Annotated in this window: 26 protein-coding genes and 1 pseudogene; 7 read left to right on the top strand and 20 right to left on the bottom strand. The window is 70.0% G+C overall.

Going from position 1 to position 26447, the window contains the following annotated elements:
• Nucleotides 1-346 precede the first annotated feature (346 nt).
• A complete protein-coding gene (locus QMK24_RS14625) occupies nt 347-1108 on the bottom strand; it encodes an isoprenyl transferase (protein ID WP_283466255.1) in 762 nt (253 codons plus the stop codon).
• Nucleotides 1109-1234: 126 nt separating this feature from the next.
• Between QMK24_RS14625 and mgrA the strand changes: the two genes are divergently transcribed.
• Nucleotides 1235-2293, top strand: a complete 1059-nt coding sequence (gene mgrA, locus QMK24_RS14630) for an L-glyceraldehyde 3-phosphate reductase (protein WP_283466257.1) — start codon at nt 1235-1237, stop codon at nt 2291-2293.
• A 78-nt stretch (nt 2294-2371) separates the two neighbouring features.
• Here mgrA and QMK24_RS14635 read toward each other — a convergent pair whose 3' ends face one another.
• The gene (locus QMK24_RS14635; RefSeq protein ID WP_283466259.1) at nt 2372-3097 is read right to left on the bottom strand and encodes a prepilin peptidase; all 726 of its coding nucleotides are present in this window, start codon (nt 3095-3097) and stop codon (nt 2372-2374) included.
• A 110-nt stretch (nt 3098-3207) separates the two neighbouring features.
• Between QMK24_RS14635 and QMK24_RS14640 the strand changes: the two genes are divergently transcribed.
• On the top strand, nt 3208-3594 hold the full coding sequence (locus tag QMK24_RS14640) for a DUF192 domain-containing protein (protein WP_283466260.1): 387 nt from the start codon (nt 3208-3210) through the stop codon (nt 3592-3594).
• Nucleotides 3595-3622: 28 nt separating this feature from the next.
• Here the strand turns inward: QMK24_RS14640 and QMK24_RS14645 are convergent, their stop codons facing one another.
• The 12 genes and pseudogenes from QMK24_RS14645 to QMK24_RS14700 form a co-directional block, all read right to left on the bottom strand.
• A complete protein-coding gene (locus QMK24_RS14645) occupies nt 3623-3859 on the bottom strand; it encodes a hypothetical protein (RefSeq protein ID WP_283466261.1) in 237 nt (78 codons plus the stop codon).
• A gap of 157 nt (nt 3860-4016) precedes the next feature.
• The gene (locus QMK24_RS14650) at nt 4017-4667 is read right to left on the bottom strand and encodes an OmpA family protein (protein WP_283466264.1); all 651 of its coding nucleotides are present in this window, start codon (nt 4665-4667) and stop codon (nt 4017-4019) included.
• A gap of 6 nt (nt 4668-4673) precedes the next feature.
• On the bottom strand, nt 4674-5258 hold the full coding sequence (locus QMK24_RS14655) for a hypothetical protein (protein ID WP_283466266.1): 585 nt from the start codon (nt 5256-5258) through the stop codon (nt 4674-4676).
• Between the two features lie 32 nt (nt 5259-5290).
• Nucleotides 5291-5842: pseudogene (locus tag QMK24_RS14660) on the bottom strand (pilus assembly protein TadG-related protein); the annotation flags it as partial.
• A gap of 32 nt (nt 5843-5874) precedes the next feature.
• Nucleotides 5875-6093, bottom strand: coding sequence for a hypothetical protein (locus QMK24_RS14665; RefSeq protein ID WP_283466268.1), 219 nt, complete (start codon nt 6091-6093; stop codon nt 5875-5877).
• Between the two features lie 284 nt (nt 6094-6377).
• Nucleotides 6378-7271, bottom strand: a complete 894-nt coding sequence (locus QMK24_RS14670) for a DUF5936 domain-containing protein (RefSeq protein WP_283466294.1) — start codon at nt 7269-7271, stop codon at nt 6378-6380.
• Nucleotides 7272-7305: 34 nt separating this feature from the next.
• Nucleotides 7306-8244, bottom strand: coding sequence for a type II secretion system F family protein (locus tag QMK24_RS14675; protein WP_283466270.1), 939 nt, complete (start codon nt 8242-8244; stop codon nt 7306-7308).
• Complete coding sequence (locus QMK24_RS14680; RefSeq protein WP_283466272.1) at nt 8241-9578, bottom strand: TadA family conjugal transfer-associated ATPase; 1338 nt, start codon at nt 9576-9578, stop codon at nt 8241-8243. The genes QMK24_RS14675 and QMK24_RS14680 overlap by 4 nt, the downstream gene beginning before the upstream one ends.
• Before the next feature lie 37 nt (nt 9579-9615).
• Nucleotides 9616-10041: a TadE family protein gene (locus tag QMK24_RS14685; protein WP_283466274.1), complete on the bottom strand. Its 426-nt coding sequence runs from the start codon at nt 10039-10041 to the stop codon at nt 9616-9618.
• Complete coding sequence (locus tag QMK24_RS14690) at nt 10038-11612, bottom strand: CpaE/TadZ family protein (protein WP_283466276.1); 1575 nt, start codon at nt 11610-11612, stop codon at nt 10038-10040. Before QMK24_RS14690 ends, QMK24_RS14685 begins: the two co-directional genes overlap by 4 nt.
• Nucleotides 11613-11787: 175 nt before the next feature.
• Entirely contained in the window at nt 11788-12504 is a 717-nt protein-coding gene (gene cpaB, locus QMK24_RS14695; RefSeq protein WP_283466278.1) for a Flp pilus assembly protein CpaB, read from the bottom strand.
• Nucleotides 12505-12516: 12 nt separating this feature from the next.
• Complete coding sequence (locus QMK24_RS14700; protein WP_283466279.1) at nt 12517-13464, bottom strand: hypothetical protein; 948 nt, start codon at nt 13462-13464, stop codon at nt 12517-12519.
• Between the two features lie 213 nt (nt 13465-13677).
• Here QMK24_RS14700 and QMK24_RS14705 point away from each other — a divergent pair, with 213 nt between their 5' ends.
• Nucleotides 13678-15252 (top strand): chitinase, encoded by a 1575-nt coding sequence (locus QMK24_RS14705; protein WP_502962593.1) that lies wholly within the window; start codon nt 13678-13680, stop codon nt 15250-15252.
• 100 nt (nt 15253-15352) lie between these two features.
• Here the strand turns inward: QMK24_RS14705 and QMK24_RS14710 are convergent, their stop codons facing one another.
• Together QMK24_RS14710 and QMK24_RS14715 are read right to left on the bottom strand one after the other, a co-directional pair.
• Nucleotides 15353-18037, bottom strand: a complete 2685-nt coding sequence (locus tag QMK24_RS14710; protein WP_283466280.1) for a YfhO family protein — start codon at nt 18035-18037, stop codon at nt 15353-15355.
• A 115-nt stretch (nt 18038-18152) separates the two neighbouring features.
• The gene (locus tag QMK24_RS14715) at nt 18153-18665 is read right to left on the bottom strand and encodes a hypothetical protein (RefSeq protein WP_283466281.1); all 513 of its coding nucleotides are present in this window, start codon (nt 18663-18665) and stop codon (nt 18153-18155) included.
• An 89-nt stretch (nt 18666-18754) separates the two neighbouring features.
• Between QMK24_RS14715 and QMK24_RS14720 the strand changes: the two genes are divergently transcribed.
• From QMK24_RS14720 to QMK24_RS14730, 3 genes are read left to right on the top strand one after another with little or no spacing between them, the layout of a single operon-like run.
• Entirely contained in the window at nt 18755-19057 is a 303-nt protein-coding gene (locus tag QMK24_RS14720; protein WP_283466282.1) for a hypothetical protein, read from the top strand.
• 9 nt (nt 19058-19066) lie between these two features.
• On the top strand, nt 19067-20473 hold the full coding sequence (locus QMK24_RS14725; protein WP_283466283.1) for a hypothetical protein: 1407 nt from the start codon (nt 19067-19069) through the stop codon (nt 20471-20473).
• A 5-nt stretch (nt 20474-20478) separates the two neighbouring features.
• Entirely contained in the window at nt 20479-21120 is a 642-nt protein-coding gene (locus tag QMK24_RS14730; protein ID WP_283466284.1) for a hypothetical protein, read from the top strand.
• Nucleotides 21121-21192: 72 nt separating this feature from the next.
• On the opposite strand, the gene QMK24_RS14735 is transcribed toward QMK24_RS14730, so the two are convergent.
• The 4 genes from QMK24_RS14735 to QMK24_RS14750 form a co-directional block, all read right to left on the bottom strand.
• Complete coding sequence (locus QMK24_RS14735; RefSeq protein ID WP_283466285.1) at nt 21193-22677, bottom strand: GntP family permease; 1485 nt, start codon at nt 22675-22677, stop codon at nt 21193-21195.
• 118 nt (nt 22678-22795) lie between these two features.
• Complete coding sequence (locus QMK24_RS14740; protein ID WP_283466286.1) at nt 22796-23221, bottom strand: RidA family protein; 426 nt, start codon at nt 23219-23221, stop codon at nt 22796-22798.
• Entirely contained in the window at nt 23218-23979 is a 762-nt protein-coding gene (locus tag QMK24_RS14745) for an IclR family transcriptional regulator (protein ID WP_283466287.1), read from the bottom strand. Before QMK24_RS14745 ends, QMK24_RS14740 begins: the two co-directional genes overlap by 4 nt.
• The gene (locus tag QMK24_RS14750; protein WP_283466289.1) at nt 23976-24986 is read right to left on the bottom strand and encodes a sugar kinase; all 1011 of its coding nucleotides are present in this window, start codon (nt 24984-24986) and stop codon (nt 23976-23978) included. The genes QMK24_RS14745 and QMK24_RS14750 overlap by 4 nt, the downstream gene beginning before the upstream one ends.
• A 180-nt stretch (nt 24987-25166) precedes the next feature.
• On the opposite strand from QMK24_RS14750, the gene QMK24_RS14755 reads away from it, so the two are divergent.
• On the top strand, nt 25167-26444 hold the full coding sequence (locus tag QMK24_RS14755; protein WP_283466291.1) for an alanine racemase: 1278 nt from the start codon (nt 25167-25169) through the stop codon (nt 26442-26444).
• Nucleotides 26445-26447 lie beyond the last annotated feature (3 nt).

The following is a 26447-nucleotide window of genomic DNA, read 5'->3' on the forward strand; positions in this document are numbered from 1 at the left end:
CCTCGGGCAGAGGTCGGGGTGCGACAACGTCGCGCTGTACTGGGCCGGGACCGGGCACGTGGGCCCGTCCGGGGCCCTCCGTAAACGGCACGTCCGTGGGCAATGGGCCTCCCGGGCGGACGAACCTGGGTGCCGTCCGCTGTTGACCGGTGTATGCCCTCGAAAGCGGGTGCCTATGCGACTGCATATGACGGCTGTGCCATCAATCGCGCATCGGACCCGAAAAAAATGCGGCAGATGGCCGTAAGGGGCCAAGCGGAAGGCTACGGAGAAGCTACGCAGCAGCCGTGACGGGTTCCGGGAGGAGGGTGCCGGGAGGAGTGCCGGGACTGGTGCCGGGAGGGGACTACGAACCGTAGCGGCGGTGCCGAGCGGCGTAGTCACGCAGCGCGCGCAGGAAGTCGACCTTGCGGAAGGCCGGCCAGAAGACTTCGCAGAAGTAGTACTCGGAGTGCGCGCTCTGCCAGAGCATGAAGCCCGACAGCCGCTGCTCGCCGCTGGTGCGGATGACCAGGTCGGGGTCGGGCTGGCCGCGGGTGTAGAGGTGCTCCGCGATGTGCTCGACGTCCAGCAGCTCGGCGAGGTCCTCGATGGAGGTGCCGCGCCCCGCGTGCTCGTGCAGCAGCGATCGGACCGCGTCCGCGATCTCCTGGCGGCCGCCGTAGCCGACCGCGACGTTCACCAGAATGCCCTCGACGCCGTGGGTGGCCTGCTCGGCCTCCTTCAGCACCGACTGGGTGCGCGACGGCAGCATGTCCATCGTGCCGACATGGTGGACGCGCCAGCGGCCGGTCTCGGCCAGCCCGCTCACCGCGCCCTCGATGATGCCCAGCAGCGGGACGAGTTCCTCGGCGGGACGGTCCAGGTTGTCGGTCGACAGCAGCCAGAGCGTGACGACCTCGACACCGGTCTCCTCGCACCAGCCCAGCATCTCGGCGATCTTGTCGGCGCCGGCCCGGTGGCCCTGCTCCGTCGTACCGCCCGCGGCCTTCGCCCAGCGCCGGTTGCCGTCCAGGATCACGCCGATGTGCTTGGGTCCCTGAGCCAGATCGAGGCGGTGCTCCACTCGGCGGGCATACAGCCCATACACCAGGTCGCGCAGATTCATCGCGTACCAGCCCCTCCAGCGCTCGTCACCCGATCGCCACAGTACTGCGCGCGGCGGCACACACACGAACCGGGTGCCCGGCCTCCGGTTCGGATCCGCGACGAGAAGCCGTGATAGGCAGAGCTCATGAATAACCGTTCCCTCTACCGCGCCGCCGACGAGCGCTACGACTCCATGGAGTACCGCCGCACCGGCCGCAGCGGGCTCAAACTCCCCGCGATCTCGCTCGGCCTGTGGCACAACTTCGGCGACGACCGCACCCTCGATTCGCAGCGCGCGATCCTGCGCCGCGCCTTCGACCTGGGCGTCACCCACTTCGACCTCGCCAACAACTACGGGCCGCCCTACGGCGCCGCCGAGTCCAACTTCGGCACGATCCTGGCCCAGGACTTCCGCCCCTACCGCGACGAGCTGGTCATCTCCAGCAAGGCGGGCTGGGACATGTGGCCCGGCCCCTACGGCGACGCCGGCTCCCGCAAGTACCTGCTCTCCTCGCTCGACCAATCACTGTCCCGTATGGGCCTCGACTACGTCGACATCTTCTACTCCCACCGTTTCGACCCCGAGACGCCGCTCGAGGAGACGATGGGCGCCCTGGCCTCCGCCGTCCAGCAGGGCAAGGCGCTCTACGTCGGCATCTCCTCGTACAGCCCCGAGCGCACCCGCGAGGCCGCCCGCATCCTGCGGGAGCTGGGCGTTCCCGCGCTCATCCACCAGCCCTCGTACTCGATGATCAACCGCTGGATCGAGACGCCGTCATCTGACGGGGGCGTGCTCCTCGATGTCCTCGCCGACGAGGGAATGGGCTGCATCGGCTTCGTGCCACTCGCCCAGGGGCTGCTGACGGACAAGTACCTCGGCGGCATCCCCGAGGACTCCCGCGCCGCCCAGGGCAAGTCCCTCGACCCGGGCCTCGTCAACGAGGAGACCGTTCGCCGGCTCCGCGCGCTCAACGACATCGCGCAGCGCCGCGGCCAGTCCCTCGCGCAGCTCGCGCTGAGCTGGGTGCTGCGCGACGAGCGCGTCACCTCCGCGCTCATCGGCGCCTCCTCGGTCGCGCAGCTGGAGGCCAACGTAGCCGCCGTCGGCGCGCCGAAGCTCACGACGGAGGAGCTGACGGAGATCGACAAGTACGCGGTGGAGCCGGCGGGGGTCAACCTCTGGTCGGTCAGCAGCGAGGCGTAACGCTCACTGCTGAGGGACTCGCGCGGCGATTCCTTCGGAGGGGGGTTCGGAAGTCCGGCGGCGTGTTGCCGGCGGCTGCTAGGCCGCCGCCAGCAGCACCCCGCCGAGCGCGCCGACCAGCATGAACGGTCCGAACGGGATGGGCGTCTTACGGTTCGCCCGGCGGGTGACCAGCAGGACGAGCCCGGCGACGGCGCCGAGCACGAAGCCCGCGAACGTGCCCAGGAAGAGCGCCGGCCAGCCGTACCAGCCGAGCGCGAGGCCGAGCGTCGGGGCGAGTTTCACGTCGCCGAAGCCCATGCCGGCCGGGTTGATGAGGAACAGCAGGAAGTAGACCGCCCCCAGAACGGCCCCGCCCAGCAACGCCCGCGGCCAGGAGCCGTCGTGCCCCGGCAGCAGGGCGGCGGCGCCCAGCAGGACGGCCGTGCCGGCCATCGCCGGGAGCGTCAGGGCGTCGGGGAGCCGGAATACCGAGAGGTCGATGCGGGCCAGCAGCACGCCCAGCGGCACGAGCAGCAGCCACACCACCAGTTCAGGACGCGCTCCCACGAGCGCGGCGAGCGCGGCACAGGCCGTCGTGCACAGGAGCACGGTGCCGTACGCGATCCGGTTCCGGCCGGTCCCGCCGGCCCCGACGGCCCCACCGAGCCAGCCGCGCGGGCCCGCCGGATAGGCCAGCCCGTCGCCGTCGGCCACACGCACCGGCTCCGCGGACGCGACCGCGAGCCGGTACGCCGGGCGCGGCAGCACGAGGCCCGCCGCGATTCCCCAGACGGCGGCGACTGCGGTGAGATAGACAGACATCCGGTGTCCTCCCGTGCGGGACGGATTCGGCACGGCGCGGGAGGCGCGGCCCTGCGGGGGTCGGGGTTGTGGGTTTCCGGGGACCGACGCTACACGGAGGGGCGGGACGGATGGGCCGGTGGCAGGACGGCAGGGGCACGTTGCGGCTCGCCGCGGGGAGCGCGGCGGACGGAGGGAGGTCTTCGGACGCATCCCCCGTACCGCTGGAGATCGCCGCGTCCTACCGGGCCAGGACCCGGGGGCTGCTCGGGCGGGACGGGCTGACCGGAGCACTGCTGCTCACGCCCGCGACCAGCGTGCACACCGTACGGATGCGCTTCCCGATCGACGTCGCCTTCCTGGACCGCCGGCTACGGGTACTGGCTGTGCGCACCATGCCGCCCGGCCGCCTGGGGCGGCCCCGGCTGCGCGCCCGGCATGTACTGGAGGCCGAGGCGGGCTCCATGGAGCGCTGGGGACTGCGGCGCGGGACGCGGGTGGAGATCGACGTCGGCTGACGTCGAGGCCAGCGGATGTCGGCGGACGTCAGCCGACCTCGATGCTGTTCACGATCTGCCGCAGCTCGTCGAGCCAGCCGTCGACGTCGGCCCCGGTGATCCGGACGAGGACGGGGCGGCGTGGCTGTCCCTCGTCGTGACCTCCACGGCACGGTTCCTGCTGCCGTCCGCACGACGATCTCGACGCGATGCCCGGGGAACCGCAGCGCCGCACCCCTCCGCCCTCCGCCCCGGCCAGGACGCCGACCTGTCGCGTGGCCGCCACCCGGGGACGTCCACCGAGCGGCCGGTCGTCGACGAGAACCCGCTGAGGGCCACCCCGTCCAGGGCATAAAAAACGGGCCGGTTCGCAGGGGGGGGAGAGCGAACCGGCCCGAGGGGGGGAGTTACACCGTACCGCTTCTGAGCGCGTGCTCAGCACATCACGCGGCGGGCGGCGTGAACGTGATCTCCACCCGGCGATTCTGGCTGCGGCCGGTTTCGGTTGAATTGTCGGCAATGGGGTAGTCCTCGCCGTACCCACGCACCTGGAAACTGTGGGCCGAGCCACCGGCGGAGCCAAGCGCCTGCGCCAAAACTTTGTATACGGCGTCGGCGCGTTGCTTCGACAGCACGGCGCCGTGCTCGCTGCTGCCCAGGTTGTCCGTGAACCCGAAGACCCTGATGGGTGATGCAACGTTCTTCGCGTTGATGTCGCTCGCGATGGCCTTGATCCGGGTCGCCGCGAGCGGCGACAGCACCGCGCTGTCGATCGTGAAGAGCACCTCCGCCTGGAGCGCATACGTGATCGAGGAGTTGGACTCCTCATGCCGCTGCTCCGGCTGATCCGCACTCTTCGTCGACTGATCCGTGACCGCCACGATGTCCAGCACCTTCGCCGGAGCCAGCTTGGCCCCCTCCGGCAACTTCAGCCGCGGCGACGTCGGATCGATCTTCACCGGCGCCGTCGGCGTGGCCGTCGACGGCGACGCCGACGGCCCACCGTCCGCCCCCGCCTGCGCCAACGGCCCCGCGAACGTGAACGTGAGGGTGAGAACGGCCGCGGTGGCGGCAAGTCGCTTCGTACGGGGCATGTCCGGTCACCCCTCCGAGATCTGGATCTTTGCGGGCGGCATGGTGGGGAGCTGGAATTCCACCGAGGTGGTGCCGGCGGGTGGGGCGGGGAACTGGGCGAAGATGGGGCGGGTCTCCTTGGGCTGGATGCTCAGCAACTTCATCGTGCAGAGGCATTTACCGTCCGTGTCCCGAAGCACGTAATAGCGCTTCTTGCCCGCTTGATCGACCAGAACCGCACCGGCGACAGAGGCACCCGACTGGCTGACCGCGGTCTCCTGACCAACCCAGTTCGTCGCGTCGAAGACATCGGTGCCGTTGTTGGTGACCGCCCCCTGGATGGTGACGAAGCCACCTGAATCCCGTGCGGCGGAGTAGATGCTGACCTCGACGTTCTTCTCGCCCTTGATCTGCGCCAGAATCTGCGTCGGGCTGGCGGAAGCCGGCGCACTGCCGCCGGTGGATCCAGCGGCGTGAGAGCTGCTGGACTTGGACGCGCCGCCGTCCGGCTTCTTGTCGCCCCCGCCGCCGCATCCGGCCAACACGAGGACACTGCTGGCCACGAGCGCAACCCAGGCCCCGTAGCCCATCCTTCTCGGTTGGTTGTTCATCGTTCCCCGTTCCTTCTCTACTCGATCGGCCGTCAGCTGCTGAGGTGGACGGAGTAGAAGGTCGACAGATCCAGGCGGAAGTCGTTCGCCGTCGGATCAACCGTCACGACCTGACCGGCGCAGGTGAACTTGACCGCCTTGCGCTCCATCCCGCTCAGGGTGCAGCGCGACTCGACAACTGCCGTGGCCGATGCCTTGGCGTGCAGGTTCTCCGTGCCATCGACCACGGATGTTCCGACCGTCCCCTGGGTCTTCACCCCGACCGAGTAGCCGAGCGGATCGGCGACCGGATCGCAGACCTCCAAGTCGGCGCGATTGTCGTTGGCGTATCCGCGTGCCGCGTCGCAAGCGCCGGCCCCGCTCATGCCCGAGCCCTGCAGCAGATTGCCGAGCGCGGCGAGATCTCCGGCCTTCAGAGCCGCGAGGAATGCCTCTGCGGCCCCATCGCGAGTCGCCCGCGCAGCGGCCAGAGCCGCCGCATCGGCGGCGGTCTGGGCGCTGTTGCGTGTCACTGAAGCCTGGCCGACGGCGAAGAAGGCGAAGGCGAGGAAGAACAGTGCTGCCACCGCGACGATGTACAGACCGAGGGTCTGGCCGTCATCGCGGCGTGCGCGCTCTACTTGCCGCTGCCGGCGATGATCTTGTTGATCATGCTGGTGATGCCTTCTTTGACCTTCGTGCCGATGTCCGTCGTTCCCGCCAGGACCCCGATGATCACCGCGATCACGACCGCGATCCCGAGGTACTCGAACGCCGTCTGCCCCCGGTCGCTGTTCAGCTTCTCGCGCATCCAGATCTGCGTGACCACGAGCCGCTTCACTGCCCACCTGCTCATGTCTGATCGCCCCATCCTTTGTCACCTGACGAACGCCGACCGCGCCCGATGCGACGGCCGGTCTCTCGTTCCCACGCTCGCTACGACCGCCGACCCCGACCCCGACGTCACCCTTCACGGCGCACCGCCTCTCATCGGTCCGGCCCGTAGCGATCCGTTCTTAATTGCAGGTGCAAATATGGTTACGCCTGCAAAGGTACACCCGAACCCCGAGCAACCGCAGCCCTTTACGCGCCAATTGGCGCATCCAATATGGCGGTTCCGTACATGACACATGCCCGGAATCACCCATTCCCGAGGAGATTGCCGAAGTTGATCTGCGAGCCCATGATCGTGCCCGTGATCAGCAGAATCATCGTTGCGGGCACCAGCAGCATGGTGATCACGCCGGTGGCTCTCGGTACCGTCCGCGCCGCCCGTCGGCGGGCGTTCTGTGCCTCGCTCCGCCGCATGTCCTGGGCGATCTGCAGCAACGTCCGCGCGATGGGCGCGCCCAGTTCCTCGCCCTGTTGCAGCGTGCTCACGAACTGGCTCACCTGATCGCTCCGGTTGCGCTTCCTGAGCTGGTCGAAGGCGTCCCGGCGGCTGACGCCGACGTCCATCTGCCGCAGGGCGATGCGGATTTCGTCCGACCACGGGCCCTTGTAGACGGAATTGACGCGCTCCAGCGCCTGGCGGAAGCCGAGCCCCGCGCTCACCACCACCGCGAGCACGTCCAGGAAGTCGGGGAGGGTCCGCTCGATGTCGTCGCGGCGCTTGCGGACGGCGAGCCAGAGTCCCAGATCGGCCCAGCCCCACGCGTATCCGACGAGGATCAGTGCCAGGAACCAGTGACCGCTGGTGAGGAGGGTGAAGGCGGCGAGCCCGCCCAGCGCCCCGTACACCGCCCGCCGCGCCGCGTACCGCTCCACCGTCAGTCCGTGCGGATGGCCCGCGTGATCGATCCTCATGCGCATTCTGGCCACCCGGGCCGGGCCCATCCAGCGCATGACCGTCGGGGCCCAGCGCATGCCGAGTTGATCGACGGCGTTGCCGGTGCGGGTGGTGCGGGTGCGGCCGACTTCCAGGGCGAGCATCAGGTCGTCGGGGAGTTTGGCGTCGGAGCGCAGCAGGGCGACGGCGTAGACGATGCCGACCGCGCACAGGGCGACGGCGGCGGCCAGGGCGAGTCCGATCATCATCACGTGCGGTGGCCGCCCTTCATACGCCGGTTCATACGTCGATCCGGGACATGCGGCGGATCATCCAGAAGCCGACGACGTACAGACCCAGCGAGATGAGCACGCAGATACGGCCGAGGTTGGAACCGGTCATGGCGCTCAGCGAGCCCGGCATGATCTGGTTGAGCAGGAACAGCGAGCCGATGCCGATGACGGGTACGGCGTACGCGGTCACCGTGACCTGGGACATCTGGGTGCGGATCTCCCGTCGGGTCTCCTTCCGCTCCTCGAGCGTCACCGTCAGATTGCGCAGCGACTCGACGACGGAGCCGCCCGCGCGGCTGGACAGCACGAGCGTGGAGACCAGGACGATGAGCTCCCGGCTGGGAAGGCGTTCCTGCAGCTCGGCGAGGGAGTCCTCGACGGAGTGGCCCATCGCCATGGCGTCGGCGACCTTCTTGAGCTCCTCGCCCGCGGGGGCCTCCAGCTCGTCCGCCGCCATGCCGACGGCGGTGCGCAGCGCGAGTCCCGCCTGGGTGGCGTTGGCCAGCACCCGGGCGAGTTCCGGCAGTTGGGCGATGAAGCGTTCGGTGCGTATCCGGCGGCGCCACTCCAGGAAGGAGTAGGCGGACCAGAAGGCGATGAGCCCGGCGATCGGCCCGAAGAAGGGAGCGAGGACGACATGGGCCACGAGCCAGGCGCCACCGACGACGCCGACGGCCGCCGCGGTGAACTGGCCTGGGGTGAGGGCGGTGCCGGTGGCGGCGAGACGGCCGGCGAGGCGGCGGCCCCAGCGAGTGGCGCGAACTCGCCGGTCGAGCCCCGCGAAGGGGACATGGCGCCCGGTGCCCTCCCCCGGCTCGCCTGCGAGCCGTTCGACGAGGGCCGCGCGTTCGGCGCGGCCGCCGGACCAGGCGTGCAGTCCCCAGACGCCCAGCACCAGGGCGACCAGGGTGGCGCCGATGACGATCAGGGGCAGCCGGTCGCTCACTTGGCCTCCCGGATGTCGAGTTCCAGTTCGCTGGATCCGACCCCGTAGGCGGCCGGGATGTGTTCGCCCGCCAGGTAGAGGCGTTCCGCCAGCTCCCTGGGGAGGGGGTGGTGCTCGTACCAGCCGCGCACGATGCGGTCGGCGCCGAGCGGCTCGGCGCGGAAGCGGGTGGCGCTGGTGAGACGGAAGGTGTCGCGGCCACGGGAGGAGAGCATGGCTATTTCGATGATGCGGCGGGTGCCGTCGACGTGCCGGTTGAGCTGCACGAGGACGTCGACAGCGCTGTTGATCTGGTCGCGCAGCGCCTCGAACGGGATCTTGACCTCGCTCATGGAGGCCAGCGTCTGGAGGCGGAGCACCGCGTCCTCCGCCGAGTTGGCGTGAACGGTCGCGAGCGAGCCGTCGTGGCCGGTGGACATGGCCTGCAGCATGTCGAGGGTCTCGCCGCCGCGCACCTCGCCGACGATGATCCGGTCGGGGCGCATGCGCAGCGAGTTGCGTACGAGGTCACGGATGGTGATGCGGCCCTCGCCCTCGACGTTCGGAGGCCGGGTCTCCAGCCGGATGACGTGGTCCTGTTGGAGCTGCAGCTCGGCGGCGTCCTCGACGGTGATGATGCGCTCGCCGTCCGGGATCAGCCCTGACAGCGCGTTGAGGAGCGTCGTCTTGCCGGAGCCGGTGCCGCCGCTGACGATGATGTTGCACTTCGCGCGGACCAGCGAGGCGAGGAGCATCAGCATGTGCTCGTCGAGGGTGCCCAGGCCGATCAGCTCGTGGAGGGTGTAGGCGCGCGGGAAGCGGCGGATGGTGAGGGTGGGGCCGCTGAGCGAAAGCGGCGGAATGATGACATTGACGCGCTCACCGCTCGGCAGGCGCGCGTCGACCATCGGATTGGACTCGTCGACACGGCGGTTGACGGTCGAGACGATGCGCTCGATGGTCTGGAGCAGCTGCTCGGCGGACGAGAAGCGGGCGGCGACCTGTTCGACACGGCCGCCGCGCTCGACGTAGATCTTGTCCGGGCCGTTGACCATGATCTCGGTGACGGTCGGGTCTTCGAGGAGCGGTTCGAGGATGCCGAGGCCGAGGGCCTCGTCGACGACGCGGCGGATGATGCCCGCGCGCTCCTTCGTGGACAGCACCGGGCCCTCACGGCTGATGATGTGCCCGAGTACCCGCTCCAGACGGGCCCGGCGCTCGGCGGTCGCGAGCGCGGACATCTCGGCGAGGTCGATCTCCTGGAGCAGCTTGGTGCGGTAGACGGCCACCATGTGGCCCTCTTGGGTCTGGGGGGTCGCCTCCTCGGTGACGGTGAGGCGTGCGCGCAGGCTCATGGCGTCATGTCCTTCATCGATTCGTTCATCGATTCGTTCATCGATTCACAGCCTCTTTCGGCATGGTCGCGCTGCGCCGCACCGGGCCGAAGATGCTCACGCCGGGAATGACGGACGGGATGTTGATGGTGGCGGTCGCGGTGACGGAGTCACCGACGTCGGCGAGCGGGGGGATGGAGGTGCCGTCCCGCAGCCAGCTGCTCACCGCGTTGCGGCCCGCCTCCACCGCGTCCGGGTGCGGGGCACGCAGAGCGGCGGTGCGGGCGGCGGTACGGGCGGCCGTACCGGCCTGGTTGGCGGTGTAGGCGACGAAGCCGAGCTGGATTCCGGCCAGGGCGATGAACAGCAGGATCGGCAGGACGCCGAGGAACTCCAGGGAGGCGGAGCCGGTTTCGCGGCGCGTGCGGCCCGAGGTACGGCCCGAGGTGCGGCCCGAGGTACGGCCCGAGGTACGGATGGTCATCGCTTCACCCTTTCGTCCACCGTGGACGCGTGGCCCTCGACCGTCAACGGGAAGTCGATGGCGCCGGGGAAGAGGACGGGGACCTTGAGCTTGACGGTGACGGTCACCGTGCCGCCGCCCCTGTCGGGGGGATCGACGGTCGCGCTGCCGAGCCACGCGTCCGGCAGGTCCCGCTTCGCGGCCGCAACCGCATCCTGTCCGACAGCCGCCGCGCGCGCGGCCTCGTCCGCCGCGTGACCCGCCAGCGTGAACGTATAGCCCGCGAGCACCGCCTGCCAGACCAGGATCAGAGTGACGAGAATGACCGGCGTCATGCCGAGGGTCTCCAGGATGACCTGGCCCCGGTCGTCGCGCAGGCTGCCGCGCCTGCCGCGTTTGGCCTGCCGTGGAAGGGGGTGGCCGCCGACGGCGAGGCCGAGTTCGGCGGCGAGCGCCCACAGGCCCTGCTTGACCGTGGAGCGGTTGTCGAGGTCGTGGAGGCGGCCCGCGTCGATGACGGACTGGAGCTCCTTGAACGCGGCGGGAACGACGGAGGCCGCGACCTTGGTGCCGGTGATGCGGGCGACGAGGGAGGGCTGGATCTCGGTGCCGCGTGTGTAGCGGTTGACGACGGCCGTGGTGTCCTGCGGCTTGCGGATCTGCAGCCGGTCCCACATCCGGACCATGCGCTTGGCGGCGCGGACGGCGACGACGTCGGGGGTGGTGACCAGCACCGCCGTGTCGGCGGTCTCGACGGCCACGGCGTTCGCGGTGGTCAGCTGCGTACCGCAGTCGACGACGACCACCTCGTAGCGCTGCCGCAGCGCGTGCAGGACCAGCCGTACCGACCGGTCGGTGACGTCCTCACCGCGCTCGCCCTCGCCGGGGGCGAGCAGCAGGGCCGGACCGGACTCATGGACGTACATCGCGTCGTGCAGGACCCGGCTGGAGATCTCGCCGATGTCGGTGAGGTCGGCCATCGAGCGGCGGAACTGGACGTCCAGGTACGAGGCGATGTCGCCGCCCTGCAGATCCAGGTCGACCAGCGCTGTGGACCGTCCGGCGGCGTGCGCGGCCAGCGCGAGCTGGATCGCGGTGACGGTGGTGCCGACGCCGCCCTTGGCGCCGGCGACGGCGACGAGGGTGCCGCCGGCCACAGCGGGCAGCGCGCGCTGCGGGCTGAGGTGACGGCGGACGCCGCTCGCCCAGGCGGCGGCTGCCTCGACGCGCGCGCCCAACTCGTCGTACGCGAGCGGCAGCCCGATGACGCCGCGCGCGCCGGAGTCCATCGCGGCGGAGAGCACGGCCGGGCTCGGGTCGGCGGTGAGCAGGACGACGCCGACGGCCGGGAACCGGAGCGCGACCTCGCGGATCAGTTCCAGCGCGGGCATGGGGGTGATGCCGTCGTGCACGATGACGACCTCGGGCAGCTCCTCGATCCCCGCCTCGGCCGCGCGGGCGAGCGTATCGAGCAGGGTCGTCGAATCGGGCAGCGCTGGTCCCGGCTCGGCGCCGGGCAGCTGGTGCAGCAGCCCGGTCAGCGCGCGGGCGGCATCCGGGTCACCGGTGCCGGACAGGATCCTGACGATCACGGGCGGCCTCCCCGGTCGGCAACGGCCGTCATGACGGCGGCCTGGCGGGACATGGGTTCGTGGAATGCGGATCCATCACCTCTGGCGCGTCCAAGGCTTCCAAGGCTCCCAACGCCTACTGCGCGTCCTGCGCGCCCATCGCACCCGGCGGATTCCGCGCGGCTTCCGGTCGGCATCACTGCTTGCCTCCCGCATCGCCCGCCAGGGTGTAGGTGCGGTCGCCGGGTGCCGGGGCGCTGTCGTCGCCGGGGGCGATCAGTGCCAGCCGGACATGGCGGGCGAAGGATTCGGAGTAGGCGACCCGTTGGGCGTCGGCGGCGTCGAGGGCGAAGGTGATCGGGACGCCTTGGGCGGCCTGCCGCTGGGAGTCCTGGCTCTTGTCGAACGCCCTGATCTCCCCGACGTCGATGACCCTCGCCCCGGTGACGATGATCTTGGAGATATTGGGGTCGGTGTCCTTCTTGCCCGCGAAGGTGGCGAAGATATTGACCTTCGCCCCCGGGGTGATCTTGCCCGCTACACCCGTCTCCGCGTCGATCATGATGGCGATCTCCATCTGACCCGCCTGGAGCACCGGCCTGGCCGCGACCATGCCGGACTCCAGCAGGGAACCGCGTTTCAGCGGTATCGCGGCGACCATCCCCTGGACAGCGGCGAGGTCGCGCACAGCGGTCTCGGGAAGCCACTTCTCCGGGATCCTGACCTGCTCCAGCTGCCCCGAAGTCACCGCCTGGTAGGCCGGTACGTCCTTGGTCAGCTGGTAGGCGGTGACCTTCGGACCGACCTCGGAACGTGCGTTGCCGATGACCGTGACGACCCCCGCGAAGGCGGCCACCGCGCACAGCACGGAGACCACCAGGAGGACGACACCGCGTCGCTGACGTGAATTCATCGGCAGAGAGACCTATCGCTTATGGGGTTCGAGTTGGGGGCGGTCGGGGGTGGCCAGCTCGCGCGCCCGCTGATCCTGGTCCTGCGGACGCCGGTGCTGCGGCGACTGCTGCTGTCGCTGCCCGATTTCGTGCGGTCGCTGCTGTTGCTGCTGCTGTTGCTGCCCGAGCTGCTGCTGCGCGGCCGCCACCGGTCGCGTACGGTCGCCGAGCCGCGTCGAGCAGAAGAGGCACTGGTCGCCGATCACCTCCAGGCCGCACCAGGGACAGGTGTCCCGGCGCACCGAGGTGACCAGTTGGTAGAGGACGCCGATGTCCGCGATGTAGGCGGTGAACTCGACGAGGCGGCCGGTGCCCCACCAGCGCGCCGATTCGGGTGGCAGCGGGACCTCGCGAATGTGCTGAGTGCGCCAGGCGCTCGCGAGCGGGCCGGTGATCCAGCCGGGATCGACGCCGTGTCCGGCCACCGCGAGCTGGGTGAGGAAGGCCGGGCCGCCCGGGACGGCGTCGGGCCCGGCTTCGGACAACCCGGGATGCGGGTGGGCCATGACGACGAAGTGGCGGCCGGGGACGAGGGACTTGAAGTGCCTGCCGACCGTGACCGGCACCCGGTCCAGCTTGGTGACCGAGCCCAGCAGGGCGCCCGAGTACAGGTAGTAGGAGAGCAGCCGGGCGGCGCCCGCGAGCACACCGGGACCCAGATCGGTGCCGGCCAGCTGACGCAGCTGCTCGCAGAGCAGCGCGGTGGCGAGCGGCGGAAGGTCGACGGGGACGATCGCCAGCCGGTCCGCTTCGAGGGCGGCGCGCACGGTGTGCAGCCGGCGGCGGGCGGGGTCGCCGGGATCGGGGGAGGCGAGGGCGATGAGGTGCCCGAAGGAGTCGAGCGCGGCTGAGGTGCGCGCCACATGCTGCTCCAGCGGAAGCGCGAGTTCGTCCGCCGTGACCGTTATGACGCTCGACATCCGCAGCCCTCCTGTCCTGCGCCAGGACCGTTCACCCGCCGGATCGCGTGCGCCAGCCTATCGATGTGTAGCGGAACGGGTGCGGAAAGTCGCGGATCAGGATCGGTAAACGAATGGATGGACGACATGAATGACAGGTGACGTCCAGAGGTCTTGACAACCCTATTGGTCTGGACCAGTTTGGTCGCGTGCAGGGCGCGACGCCCAACCCTCATGCGCATTCCCCACCACCCCCCAACTCCTTGCCCCCAGGAGGCAGTCGTGGAACGTGCATCGCATGCTTATCGGAGACCGAAGGTCGCGCGTACGGCCCTCGCCACCATCGGAGCCGCCTCGCTCATAGGCGCGGGCGTCGCAGTGGCCAATATGGGCACCGCGCTCGCCGCCGACACCAACCTCGTCACCAACGCCGGCTTCGAGAGCGGACTGTCCGGCTGGACCTGCACAGCGGGCAGCGGTGCGGCCGTCTCCAGCCCGGTGCACGGCGGCTCCTCGGCTCTCAAGGGCACCCCGAGCAGCTCCGACAACGCCAAGTGTTCGCAGACCGTCAGCGTCAAGCCCAACTCCGCGTACTCGCTGAGCTCCTGGGTACAGGGTTCGTACGTCTACCTCGGCGCGAGCGGCACCGGCACCTCGGACGTCTCGACGTGGACCCCCTCCGCCACCTCCTACCAGCAGCTCAGCACCAATTTCACGACGGGCGCGAGCACCACCTCCGTCACCGTCTACCTCAACGGCTGGTACGCACAGCCCGCTTACCTCGCTGACGACGTCGTCCTCACCGGCCCCGGCGGCACTCCGACCACGCCGCCGACGACCCCTCCGACCACCCCGCCGACGACGCCCCCCACGACGCCGCCGACGACTCCTCCCACCACCCCGCCGACCAGCCCGCCCCCGGGCGGCAGCCTGCCGAAGCACGCGATCACCGGCTACTGGCAGAACTTCAACAACGGCGCGACGATCCAGACCATCGCCCAGGTGCAGAACCAGTACGACATCATCGCCGTCTCGTTCGCCGACGCCACCGGGACGCCCGGCGGGGTCACGTTCAACCTCGACCCGGCGCTGAACTACTCAGTCGCCCAGTTCAAGGCGGACATCGCGGCGAAGCAGGCGGCCGGCAAGCGGGTCGTCATCTCCATCGGCGGCCAGAACGGCACCGTCTCGATCAACGACTCGGCCTCCGCCACCAACTTCGCCAACAGTGTCTACTCGCTCATGCAGACGTACGGATTCAGCGGCGTCGACATCGACCTGGAGAACGGTCTCAACTCCACCTACATGTCGCAGGCGCTGCGCAGCCTGAGCAGCAAGGCGGGATCGGGGCTCATCATCACGATGGCGCCGCAGACCATCGACATGCTCTCCCCGTCGAGCGACTACTTCGCCACTGCGCTCAAGATCAAGGACATCCTGACCGTCGTCAACACCCAGTACTACAACAGCGGTTCGATGAACGGCTGTGACGGCGGCGTCTACTCGCAGGGCTCCGTCGACTTCATCACCTCGCAGGCCTGCACGGTCATCCAGGGCGGGCTCGACCCGTCCCAGGTCGGCCTCGGCTTCCCGGCCTCGACCAGCGGCGCCGGTTCCGGCTATGTCGACCCGTCGGTCGTCAACAACGCGGTCGACTGCCTGACCAAGGGCACGGGCTGCGGCACCTTCAAGCCGACCGCCAAGTGGCCGACACTGCGGGGCGCGATGGCCTGGTCGACCAACTGGGACGCCAAGAACGGCAACCAGTGGTCCAACTCGGTCGGCGCCCACGTGCACGCACTGCCGTAACCCGGTAACCGCAACACTGCACAGCCGCGATGAACTCACCGCGCCCCCCGGGACGGCTCAAGGCCTCCCGGCGGGCGCGGTGTCATGCCACCGCAAGGGGTCATGCAGTCGTGCTGCCCGCCCGAGTACCCGCGCGCCTGCGCGACCACCACCGGTACCCGGCCAGGACGAACAGCCCCAGCGCCGACGCACCGCCCACCGCGGACCCCGCCTTCAGACCCGGCGGCGTGAAGTCGCAGCTGATCGTGCGCGCGGTGCCGTCCAGCGGTACCGACAGCAGGCCCAGGTGGTTGCCGGCCGGCCTGGCGGCGCCGCCGCCCGCAGAACAGCTCCACCCCTCGATCGCCGGAGCGCCGATCACGGCCACCCCCGTGCTGCCGGGCGGCAGTTCGGCGCTCAGGTGGCTGCCGGACACCGACACCCGGGTCGCGCCGGCGGCCTTCAGCTCGGCGATCCGGGCGTTGAGCGCGGCCCGGTCGAGACAGCCGATCGGCTCCTTGGGGATCGCCCCGGCCATCAGCGATATCAGGTTCACCCGTATCGCACCCGAGGCCGGAACCGTTCCCATCGGCTGCACGGTCGCGCGGTTCTGCGGCGGGCGGGCGTCGAACCGGACGCCGTCCGACACCCCGCGCAGCCCTCCCTGGCCGCCGAAGTCCGGCACCGAGAGAAAGACCTCGCTGCCGGCCGGGCAGCGCGCGTTCAGCACCTGCGTGGGCCCGTACTTCCCCTCCTCGCGCGGCCTGACCCCGTACTGCCCCTGCTCCGTCAGCCGCGTCGGGGTGCCATTGGCATCGAGCACTTCGACGCGCGGAACGGTGTAGACGTGGGCGCCGAGCAGCGCCTCCTGGTTGCGGAACGTGTTGTCGCCGTAGGTCTGCGGCACACCGGACGGGCCGACGGCCGGGCGGACGGTCACCAGCGGGGGAACGTCCAGCCGGGACACCGACACCGTCGTGGTGTAAGGGCCGAGCAGGGGGTGCCGGAACGGGTCCTGGTTGGAGTGCAGCCGCGCGCCGACCGAGAAGATCGCGTCCGTGACCGGGCCGTCGATGCTGCGCGGCGACCGGCCGCGCGAGGAGTAGCCGCCGCCGAGCGCGGTCAGCGTGCTCGCCCACACCTCCGAGGTGAGGCTGCTGTAGTACTGCGCGCCCTGCCCACCGACGACCAGCGGGTCGTTGCCGACCGTCTGCCAGATGCCGGGATCCGTACGGTAGGCGGGCCAGTTCTCGACGCGGGCGACCGCCGCGCTCTGCACGTCCTGCCGCTGGCTCCACGGCCCGTAGTCGTCGAGCCGCCCCAGCCGCGCCTTGTCGAACCACGCCTCGGAGACCGCCGACTCCCCCACCTGCGCGCCCACCAGCAGCGCGGCGGCCAGCACCGGCGCCCAGCGGGCCGTACGCCGCCGCGCCTCCACCGACCGCAGCAGCATCAGACTGCCCAGCACCCCCGCCAGCGAGAGCGCCAGCAGCGGCACCGTCCAGGACTGCGCGGTGACGCTGAAACTCCCGGCGGCGGCCACCACCGCGAGCAGCCCGACCCCGCCCAGCAGCGGCCGTGGGCGCGGCACGCCCTGCGCGAGGGACAGCCAGCCGGCGATGACCAGCACCCCGCACAGCACGAACGTCTGCCGGTAGGAACTGCCGTTGGGCGTGGCGAAGGCGTGCCAGGCCAGGTGGGTGGGCTTCCACTGCATGGACAGAAGTACCAGGACCACCAGCGCGCTCCAGCCGACCCGTTCACGCCGGACGACCGCCGTGTTGAACGGCAGGGTCAGTGCGAGCAGCAGCGCGGCCGTGCCGACCCAGACGGCCGGAGTCTCGAAGGTGTATGTGCCGGGCAGCAGCCGCGCCAGCACGTCGGGCAGCGCGGCGGGCGCGAACTGGTTGACGCGGCCCGGGTGCGCGAGCTTCGTCGCCTTGAACACCACGAGGATCAGCGGTGTCGCCAGCCCGATGCCGAGCAGCGTCGCCAGGACGGACCGCCCCAGCACGGCGAGCTTGCGCCGGGTCTCCTCCCGGCTGAGCAGCAGCCGCAGCAGGAGCACCAGTGCGGCGCCGATCGTCGCCATGTAGGCCGTGTAGAAGTTCGCGGTCCAGGCGAGGGCGACGACCAGCGGGCCGAGCACCGGGCGGCGGTTCGTCAGCGCCCACTCGCCGACCAGGCACAGCAGCGGGAACGCGATGAGACCGTCCAGCCACATGAGGTTGTACGACGCCTCGGCCATCGACCAGCCGCACAGCGCGTACGAGGCGCCGAGCGCCCCGGCCGTCCACCAGCGGCCCTTGCGGAGCGTGAGCAGCAGGAACGCCATCGCGGCGCCGGCCGATGCCATCTTCAGGACGGTGATCACATACACCGCGACGTCGATCTCGTCCCGGGGGAAGAGCCCGACCAGCAGCGCGAAGGGGCTGCTCAGATAGGTGCCGAGGTCGGGGAGGAAGCTGGAGCCGTAGCCGGACTGCCAGTTGACCAGCAGATCGCCGTCGGCCCTGCCGTGCAGCAGGTCCCACAGGTGCACGTGGAACGGTACGAACTGGTTGCCCAGGTCGCTGACGCTCCGGCTGTGCCCCCCGAACGGGAACGTGGTCGCGACGGCGTCGCCGACGCAGAACGCCAGAGCGGTGATCAGCGCGGCCAGACCGGTGGCGCGGCGCCGGATGTGCGGCGGCACGGCAGCGGCGGCGGTCTCCCGTGCGGTCACGCCGGTCCCCGTGCTCGTGGTTCTCATATCGCTGGTGGCGCTGTCACCGGCCCTTTTCAGGGCGGCTTCCTTCGTCGGCATGGCTTCCTCCGAAGGGGACGCTAACCCGCCGGAAGGCCCGATGTACCGCTTGACCCGAAGTGCCCGTTCACCCGACGCCTCCGCTTCACCGGGCGTTTCCGTTCCGTTGCCGAAGTCATCCGGAAGGACGGTGTGTGGGGTCCGCATCGTCGGGCTCCGACCACCGGAAAGTCCCCATCACGGCGTCGAACAGCTCCACCATCACATCGGCCAGTTGATGATCAGCTGTCGCTGTCGGCGTCGAGAAGGCCGCAGCCAGACAGCGCCCCGGGGCATCCGGCACGGGCAGCACGTAGTCCACCCGTCGGCTCTCCCCCGCGACGTACTCCCGCCGCTCCTTCCTGCCCTCCAGCGCCAGCTCCGACATCACGAAGGACGCCGGGACCGGGGCGGCTGCGCCGCGCGGCCGTACGGGGAGGTAGAGGTCGAGCCCGGCGCCGTCCCGGCGCGCCCGGACGGCCAGCTCCTGCAGCCGGCCCTCCAACCGGACCCGCACCTGGGCGACCCGGTCCCCGCGCGACCCGTCGAAGGCCTCGCGCACGATCACCCGGATCGCGTCCTCGGTCCCCTCCCGTAACGGAATCCGCCCCCAGCCGGGCGGCAGCACCAGCCGATACCCGCAGACCATCGTGGTTCCTCCTCCATTTTGTGCATGACTGTGACCTATGCCCGGTCTGATCGTTCCACAGGAACACAACCCCTCAGGAGTACGGACACATGTCCAACACATGCACCAGCGCTGCCGACTTGAAGGTCGACGGCCGCCTCCTCGACGCCTCGGAGCGCTCCCTCGGCTCCATCCGCACCGCCCTCCAGCGCTGCCCCGCCACCCAGGACGCCCTCGCCCATGCCGTCGGCGCCACGCGCATGTCCGACGTCATGCACACCTTCGCCGACAACTGGAAGGACAACCGCAAGGAGACCCTCTGGAACCTCGGCCAGGTCCTCAACCTCGTCCGCGACACCAAGGAGGCATTCGCCTCCATCGACCGTGACCTCGCCGCCCGAGCGAAGGGCTGAGCCGCACCCATGTCGTCCGCCCGACCCCGCGACTGGCATCCCCTGAGCACCGAGGACCGCCACACGGACCCCACCCCCGGCTCCCCCGCCGACATCCGCACCGGCCGCAGATCGATGACCGACACCGCCGTCGAGATCCGCGCCCAGATCAACCGGCTCCGCGCCCTGTCCGACGGCACCGGCCTCAAAGGCGACTACGCCGACGCCCTCCAGGACGGCGCCGACCGCCTCCGCGACAAGCTCACCAAGGTCGCCGAGCGCTACGAGGCCGTCGCCGTCAAGGTCTCCGCCTGGGCGGATGCCGTCGAGGACGCCCAGCACCAAACGGTGGAAGCCCACCGTGCCGCCACCAGCGCCCACGACGTCATCACGCGCCTCGAAGCCCTCCCCGAAGCCGACCTCACCCCCACCCAAAAGAGCGACCTCGACCACGCCCGCGCCTCACTCGTCCGTGCCCAAGCCGCGTTCGACGGGACCGTCGGCGACTACGAGTCCGACGCCAGACGCCTCTCCGGCGCCATCGAGGACCTTCTCGACGACTCCCTCGAGGATTCTTGCTGGAGCTGGACCTCCAACCTCCTCGAACGCAATGCCGCCTGGATCAATGAGGCTCTGGAAATCATCGGCTGGATCGCCACCGCCGTCGCCATCGCCGCCGTCCTGATCGCCTGCGCCCCTACGGCTCCTGCCTGGCTGGCTCTCGCCGCCACGTGGGCTCTCGCCGGAGCCGAAGCCGCCACGTACGGCACCGCCGTGATCCACACCGCCTTGGCCACCACCGGCAACGGCACCTGGGCCGACGTCGGCCTCGACGTGATCGCCATCCTCACTCTCCGCATGGGCAAGGCGGCCGAACAGGGTGTCTCGGCGGGGGTGGACGCCACGCGGGTGGCTTCGCGCCAGGCAGCCAAGGACGCCGTAGCGGAGGCGAGGGCGGCGCAGGGCGAAGCCCGGCAGAAGATCGCGAGCGAGCTACGGAATCGGAGTATTCCGAAGCCACGACGGCAGTTCCTGGAGGGCCAGTTGAAGCAGATGAATAAGGAGGCGCGGGCTGTGGCCCGTTACCCGTCCCAGCACGTTCCGGAAGTATCAAATTCCGAAATCTGGCGCGCAGGTGGTTCCCGCAGCACTGCCGTCGCCGAGAAAATGGGCGCACATGAGGCTGCCAAGCACTCCGAAAATTCAACCGTGCAGGCTGCGGCGCATCAGCTCAACCGTAGCGCTGTCAAAAACTCCGCCGCCTTCACGGTCGGCACGGTCGCCGATCTGGCGGACAAGGGAGCTGGCAGCAGCGATGTCTTTGAAGGAAAGCCGAGCCTGGCACCGTACAACGACGCCAAAGACTCCTTTCGGTTTCAATCCAGCTGGCTAGATCCAGATGTGGCGCCACCAGTCACGGCAGGAGCAAGCAATTGAGCTGGGTGGATATCTACTATCCGCTGGACCAATGGGTCGATATCACTCCGCGCCTCTCGTGGGTAGACACGGAATGGGGTAGTCAGGCCACGTGGGCTCGGTCAACAGCCGACACAATGCTCGCGCTTCGCGGCCAACCACATCGCTGGCTAACAATCCGGCGCCTGGCGAAGGCACTCACACTCGCCTATGACGGATACTCCAAGCATCCGATTGGCGAACGAAGCTATCTGCTATTCGGTGCTCTGAACCGAGAGCCCTTCCATATCAGCGTCGCCTACGCTCCCGCCGAAGGCGCCCGTATGGCGGCCCTTCGCCGTCTCACCCGTTCCGATGACCCCGAGTTGATGCGTCCGCCCCAGGTGGATGAATTCCACGCGGGCCATCTCGGGCCCGGGTTACGCGCCCTGGGTCACGTCGTTCTCGACGACAACGCCATCGTGGCCAACCTCTGGTACGCGTTCCGCGATGAGACCCACCAGGTCGACGTCGTCGTCTTCGCGTCGACCGGCGACCTCGTGCGGCTGAACCACATCACGCCCGACATCGATGCCCTGGTGCACGGCATCAAAGTGCGGGCGGATGACGAGGAGGGGTGGTGGGCCGGAGTGGCCGATGACATTCCGGCCGGTGCGGCGGACGACTGACGCATAACGACGACTGACGCGTAACGCGGGTAACGCGGGTGGCTGTTCCCCCGGGGGAACAGCCACCCATCACTAGATGACCAGACTGAGCGTCGCGGCGACCACGAAGCCCGTGACCGACAGGACGGATTCGAGGACGGTCCAGGACTTGAGGGTGTCGCGTTCGGAGATGCCGAAGTACTTGGAGACCATCCAGAAGCCGCCGTCGTTCACGTGGGAGGCGAAGATGGAGCCGGCGGAGATCACCATGATGACCAGGGCGAGGTGGGCCTGGGAGAAGTCGCCGGCGGAGAGCATGGGGGCGACGATTCCGGCGGTGGTGACGATGGCGACGGTGGCGGAGCCCTGGGCCACGCGGAGGACCACCGAGATCAGCCAGGCCAGGACGATGATCGGCAGGCCGGCGCTGTCGAAGGCGTCGGCGAGCGCCTGAGCGACCCCGCTGCCCTTGAGGACGGCGCCGAAGACGCCGCCCGCGCCGACGACCAGCAGGATGTTGCCGACCGGCTTGAGCGAGGCCGTGGAGACGGTTTCCAGGGACTTGCGGGACCAGCCGCGGCGGATGCCGAGCAGGTAGTAGGCGAGGAAGAGCGCGATCATCAGGGCCACGAAGGGGTGGCCGAAGAACTCGATGACGGAGCGGCCGGTGCTCGGGTCCAGGGCGACGGAGGAGAACGTCGCGCAGAGGATGAGGACCAGCGGGGTGCCGATGATGGCGAGGACGGTGCCGAGCGAGACGGGTGTCTCGACGGGGGTGACGCCCGCGGCATGCTGCTCGGCGGCGACGGCGGCCCTGGCCTCGTCGGCGGCCTCGACCATGTCCTGCGGGACGGGGACGAAGATGCGTTTGCCGATCCAGGCGGCGTAGACCCAGGCGGCGATGACGGACGGGAGGCCGACGGCGGCGCCCATCAGGATGACCCAGCCGAGCTGGACGTGCAGCAGTCCCGCGGCGGCGACCGGGCCCGGGTGCGGGGGCAGGAAGGCGTGGGTCATGGAGAGGCCGGCGAGCAGCGGCATCGAGTAGAGGACGACCGACTTGCCGCCGCGCTTGGCGGCGGCGTAGACGATCGGCGCGAGGACGAAGATGCCGACGTCGAAGAAGACCGGGATGCCGAAGATGAGGCCGGTGAGTCCCATGGCGAGCGGGGCGCGCTTCTCGCCGAAGGCGCCGAGCAGGCGGGCGGAGAGGGCCTCGGCGCCACCGGATATCTCGAGGATCGCGCCGAGCATCGTGCCGAGCGCGATGATGATCGCGATGTGGCCGAGGGTGCCGCCCATGCCGGTCTCGATGAGCGACGTGGCGCTGGACTTCTGGACCGTGCCGAAGAGTTCGGTGACGGAGAGCCCCGCGGCGAGGCCGACGGCTATGGAGACGCCGAGCAGCGCGACGAACGGCTGCACCCGCGCTTTGATGATGAGGACGAGCAGCAGGCCGATGCCGAGGGCCGCGACGGTCAGCAGTCCCGGGGTGCCGGGAATCAGCACGAGGAGGCCGCCGGTGTGCGGCGTGGGCGGTGGGGCGTCGGCCGCGAGCGAGGAGAGCGTTGAGAACACGTGGGGACTCCGTATTCGGGATCTGGGCGTGGGGGACCGCGGCACGGCGCCCGTGGTGCGGGCGCCGCGCCGTGCGGCGGCGGAAGAGGAGGTGTGGTGCGGTGGGGCAAGGAGATCGTCAGCCGAGGACGGCCAGTGCGTCGATCTCGATGAGCAGGCCGGCGGGGAGGCCTACGTAGACGGTGGTGCGGGCCGACGGGGCTTCCTTGAGGCCGGCGAAGTACTCGTTGTAGAGCGTGTTGAACTCGGCGAAGTGCGCGGTGTCGGTGAGGTAGACGCGGGTCATGATGACGTCCTCCCAGGAGGAGCCGCCCTCTTCGAGGATCGCCTTGACGTTGTCGAACGTCTGGAGGGTCTGGTCGCGGAGTGCCGGTCCCGCGGGGGTGGGAGCCTGGCCGTCGACGGCGGGCAGGAAGCCGACCTGGCCGGCGACCTGGAGGAGGTTGCCCTTGCGCACGCCGTGCGAGAACTTGGCCGGCGGGGTGGTGTGGGTCGCCGGGGTGATCGCGGTCTTCTGGAGGTTGTCCGGGAGGTGGTCGCTCATGGGGTGTCCTTCGAAACGGTGTTTCCTGAGTACTCCCGGCTGATGGCCTCCGCGGTACGGAGGATCAGCGGGCGCAGTTTGAGCAGTTCGCCGGCGGTGACGACGACGTTCGGCGCGGAGACGGACATCGCCGCGGCGGTCCTGCCGTCCGCGCCCCTGATGGGGGCGCCGACGCAGTTGATGGATTCCTCGTGGCCGCCGAGGTCGGTGGCCCAGCCCTGGTCGCGGACCCGCAGCAGCTCGGTGAGGAAGGCGGCGGCGTCGGGTGTCGACTTCGCCGTGTACTTGGGGTATTCGAGGCGCTCGGCGATAGAGCGGCGTTCGGCCTCGGGGAGGTCCGCGAGGAGCAGTTTGGCGACGGCGGCGACGGTGATCGCGACAGGCTTGCCGATCCGCGAGTACATCCGTACCGGGTAGCGGCTCTCGACCTTGTCGATGTAGACGACCTCACCCTCCTCGTAGACGGCGAGGTGGATGGTGTGGCCGATCCGCTCGTTGAGCGCGACAAGGTGCGGGTGGGCGATCTCCCGTACGTCCAGGGTCTCCATGGCCTGCTGCGCGAGGGCGAAGAGCCGGGCGCCGAGCCGGTAGCGCTGGTCCTCCTGGCGGTAGACCATGCCGTGTTCGTGGAGGGTGCGCAGCAGCCGGAGTGCGGTGGACTTGTGGACGTCGAGGCGGGTGGCGACCTGTTCGAGGTTGGCCGGGCCCTCCGCGAGCAGCGGCAGGATGCGCAGTGCGCGGTCGACTGTTTGGCTCATGTGTCCTTCTCCGTCCAGGTACCCGTCCATCCGGGGCCCAGCCGCAGTGTCTCCCACGCGTCCGCGTCGAGGGCGACGAGGGCGTCGGCGTGGGCGCGTGCCGGCGGTGCGCCGAGGTCGCCGGGGACGGTGAGGGTGGCGGCGGCCATGACGTGCCCGTGCCGGAGCCGGTCGGCGAGGGGCAGGCCGCGGAGGGTGGCGGAGAGGAAGCCGGCGGCGAAGGCGTCTCCCGCTCCGACGGGTTCGACGACGTCGACCCGGAGGGCGGGGACGAAGGCCGCGGTGTCGCCCGTGAAGGCGGTGGCTCCCGCGCTGCCCTGCTTGACGACGAGGACGGCGGGTTCGGGGAGCGCGGCGCGGACGGCGGCGGCGTCGGGCAGCCCCCAGGCGTCCTGGGCCTCGTCCTCGCCGACGAAGACGATGTCGCAGCCGCGGGCCAGCTCGGCGAGCAGCCAGGGGTCGTCGCCGGTGGCCCACAGGACCGGGCGGAAGTTCACGTCGTAGGAGACGAGGGGCCGGCCCGGCTCGCGGCCGACGAGGGTGCGCATCAGGGCGCGGCAGTCGGGGGACAGCGCGGCGGTGATGCCGGACAGGTGCAGGACGCGTCCCGACCAGACGTCGCGGCGGTGGACGTTCTCCGGGGACATGGCGGCGGCCGCGGAGCCGGCGCGGTAGTAGAGCACGGCGGTACGGTCCGCCAGCTGCTCCTTGAAGTAGATGCCGGTGGGGCGGACGGCGTCGCGCTGGACGGCGGTGACGTCCACGCCGGTCGCGGCGACGGCGCCGACGAGGTGGTCGCCGAAGCCGTCGGCGCCGACCCGGCTGATCCAGCGCGCGGTGTGGCCGGAGCGGGCGAGGGCGCAGGCGACATTGGACTCGGCGCCGCCGATGCCGCGGTGGAAGGCGGGTACGTCGGCGAGGCGGCCGGGCCGCGAGGGCAGGAAGGTGACCATGGATTCGCCGAGGCACGCTACGTCGAACTGCGGCTCGCTCGGTGATGCGGTCACGGTCGCTCTCGCTCCTGTAGGTCTGGTGTTCCTGATCCGGTGTTCCTGATCCGGCGTGCCTGATAGGACACCGTTGACCCGGTGCTTGCCGGGATGTTAGACAACTCGAAGCAAGACATGCAATGAGCGTTGCATATGCTGCAACGATGGATTTCGCGAAGTGATTCTCCAGGAGGTTCCATGGACGTTGCGAGGACGACCGAGCGGCTGCACGAGGAGCGGGTCGGCCACCGCTTCAAGGGGCTGCCGCCGGATGCGGCGGAGCTGACCGTCGGCGAGCTGGCGGCGGAACGCCGGTCGCTCTTCGACGGCGGCTTCACCACCCCGGTGCTCGCCCTGTCCGCCGAGGCCCTGGAGCACAACCTCGCGCTCATGGAGCGCTACTCCGAGAAGTACGGACTCGCCTTCGCCCCGCACGGCAAGACGTCCATGGCGCCGCAGCTCTTCGCCCGCCAACTCGCGTGCGGCGCCTGGGGCATCACGGCCGCTGTCCCCACACAGGTCCGCGTGTACCGCGCCTTCGGCGTTCAACGCATCTTCCTCGCGAACGAGTTGGTCGACGCCGCCGCGCTGCGCTGGCTCGCGGGCGAACTGGCCGCCGACCCGGACTTCCGCTTCGCCTGTTACGTCGACTCCGTGCGCGGCGTGGAACTGATGGACGCGGCACTCGCGGACGCCACGCGAGCCGTCGATGTCGTCGTCGAGCTGGGCGAGGAGGGCGGACGTACGGGCGTGCGCGGCGCGGCCGCCGCCACGGAGGTCGCCGACGCGGTCGCCGCCGCCCGGCACCTGCGGCTCGTCGGCGTCGCCGGCTATGAGGGCGAGATCCCCGTCAAGACCCCGGACACCGTCCGCGACTGGCTCAGCCGTCTCGTCGCCCTCGCTCGGGACTTCGACGCCGCCGGGCTCTTCGCGGACGCCGACGAGATCATCCTCAGCGCGGGCGGCAGCGGCTGGTTCGACACGGTCGCCGAGGTCTTCCAGCCGCTCACGGCCACCAGCTTCTCGAAGCCGCTGCTCAAACTGCTGCGTTCCGGCGCCTACATCACCCATGACGACGGCCACTACCGCGAGATCACCCCCTTCCACGACCGCATCCCCCAGGAGGGCGCCCTCGAGCCCGCCTTCCGCCTCTGGGCCCAGGTCATCTCCAAGCCGGAAGCCGATCTCGCCTTCCTCAACGCCGGCAAGCGGGACGCCCCTTACGATCTCGGTCTGCCGGAACCCCACGTCGTGCGCGGCACGGACGGATCGCTGCGGCCGGCCACCGGGCTGACGGTGTCGGCCCTCTCCGACCAGCACACCTTCATCGCCATCGCTCCCGGAACCGGGCTGGAGGTCGGGGAGTGGGTCGGCCTCGGCCTCTCCCACCCCTGCACCACCTTCGACAAGTGGCAGCTCATCCCGCTCGTCGCGGCGGACGGCACGGTCACGGACTACATCCGCACCTTCTTCTGACCC

The organism is Streptomyces sp. PH10-H1, assembly GCF_030063355.1.
Classification (GTDB): Bacteria; Actinomycetota; Actinomycetes; order Streptomycetales; family Streptomycetaceae; genus Actinacidiphila.

Bases quoted from the DNA above. Each gene is read 5' to 3' on its own strand.
- QMK24_RS14625 (WP_283466255.1), bottom strand. From the start codon at position 1,108: ATGAATCTGCGCGACCTGGTGTATGGGCTGTATGCCCGCCGAGTGGAG.
- QMK24_RS14705 (WP_502962593.1), top strand. From the start codon at position 13,678: ATGCGCATTCCCCACCACCCCCCAACTCCTTGCCCCCAGGAGGCAGTC.
- QMK24_RS14685 (WP_283466274.1), bottom strand. From the start codon at position 10,041: ATGACCATCCGTACCTCGGGCCGTACCTCGGGCCGCACCTCGGGCCGT.
- QMK24_RS14715 (WP_283466281.1), bottom strand. From the start codon at position 18,665: ATGGTCTGCGGGTATCGGCTGGTGCTGCCGCCCGGCTGGGGGCGGATT.
- QMK24_RS14635 (WP_283466259.1), bottom strand. From the start codon at position 3,097: ATGTCTGTCTATCTCACCGCAGTCGCCGCCGTCTGGGGAATCGCGGCG.
- QMK24_RS14720 (WP_283466282.1), top strand. From the start codon at position 18,755: ATGTCCAACACATGCACCAGCGCTGCCGACTTGAAGGTCGACGGCCGC.
- QMK24_RS14710 (WP_283466280.1), bottom strand. From the start codon at position 18,037: ATGCCGACGAAGGAAGCCGCCCTGAAAAGGGCCGGTGACAGCGCCACC.
- QMK24_RS14740 (WP_283466286.1), bottom strand. From the start codon at position 23,221: ATGAGCGACCACCTCCCGGACAACCTCCAGAAGACCGCGATCACCCCG.
- QMK24_RS14665 (WP_283466268.1), bottom strand. From the start codon at position 6,093: ATGAGCAGGTGGGCAGTGAAGCGGCTCGTGGTCACGCAGATCTGGATG.
- QMK24_RS14650 (WP_283466264.1), bottom strand. From the start codon at position 4,667: ATGCCCCGTACGAAGCGACTTGCCGCCACCGCGGCCGTTCTCACCCTC.
- QMK24_RS14725 (WP_283466283.1), top strand. From the start codon at position 19,067: ATGTCGTCCGCCCGACCCCGCGACTGGCATCCCCTGAGCACCGAGGAC.
- QMK24_RS14655 (WP_283466266.1), bottom strand. From the start codon at position 5,258: ATGAACAACCAACCGAGAAGGATGGGCTACGGGGCCTGGGTTGCGCTC.
- QMK24_RS14640 (WP_283466260.1), top strand. From the start codon at position 3,208: ATGGGCCGGTGGCAGGACGGCAGGGGCACGTTGCGGCTCGCCGCGGGG.
- QMK24_RS14700 (WP_283466279.1), bottom strand. From the start codon at position 13,464: ATGTCGAGCGTCATAACGGTCACGGCGGACGAACTCGCGCTTCCGCTG.
- QMK24_RS14680 (WP_283466272.1), bottom strand. From the start codon at position 9,578: ATGAGCCTGCGCGCACGCCTCACCGTCACCGAGGAGGCGACCCCCCAG.
- QMK24_RS14745 (WP_283466287.1), bottom strand. From the start codon at position 23,979: ATGAGCCAAACAGTCGACCGCGCACTGCGCATCCTGCCGCTGCTCGCG.
- mgrA (WP_283466257.1), top strand. From the start codon at position 1,235: ATGAATAACCGTTCCCTCTACCGCGCCGCCGACGAGCGCTACGACTCC.
- cpaB (WP_283466278.1), bottom strand. From the start codon at position 12,504: ATGAATTCACGTCAGCGACGCGGTGTCGTCCTCCTGGTGGTCTCCGTG.
- QMK24_RS14670 (WP_283466294.1), bottom strand. From the start codon at position 7,271: ATGATCGGACTCGCCCTGGCCGCCGCCGTCGCCCTGTGCGCGGTCGGC.
- QMK24_RS14755 (WP_283466291.1), top strand. From the start codon at position 25,167: ATGGACGTTGCGAGGACGACCGAGCGGCTGCACGAGGAGCGGGTCGGC.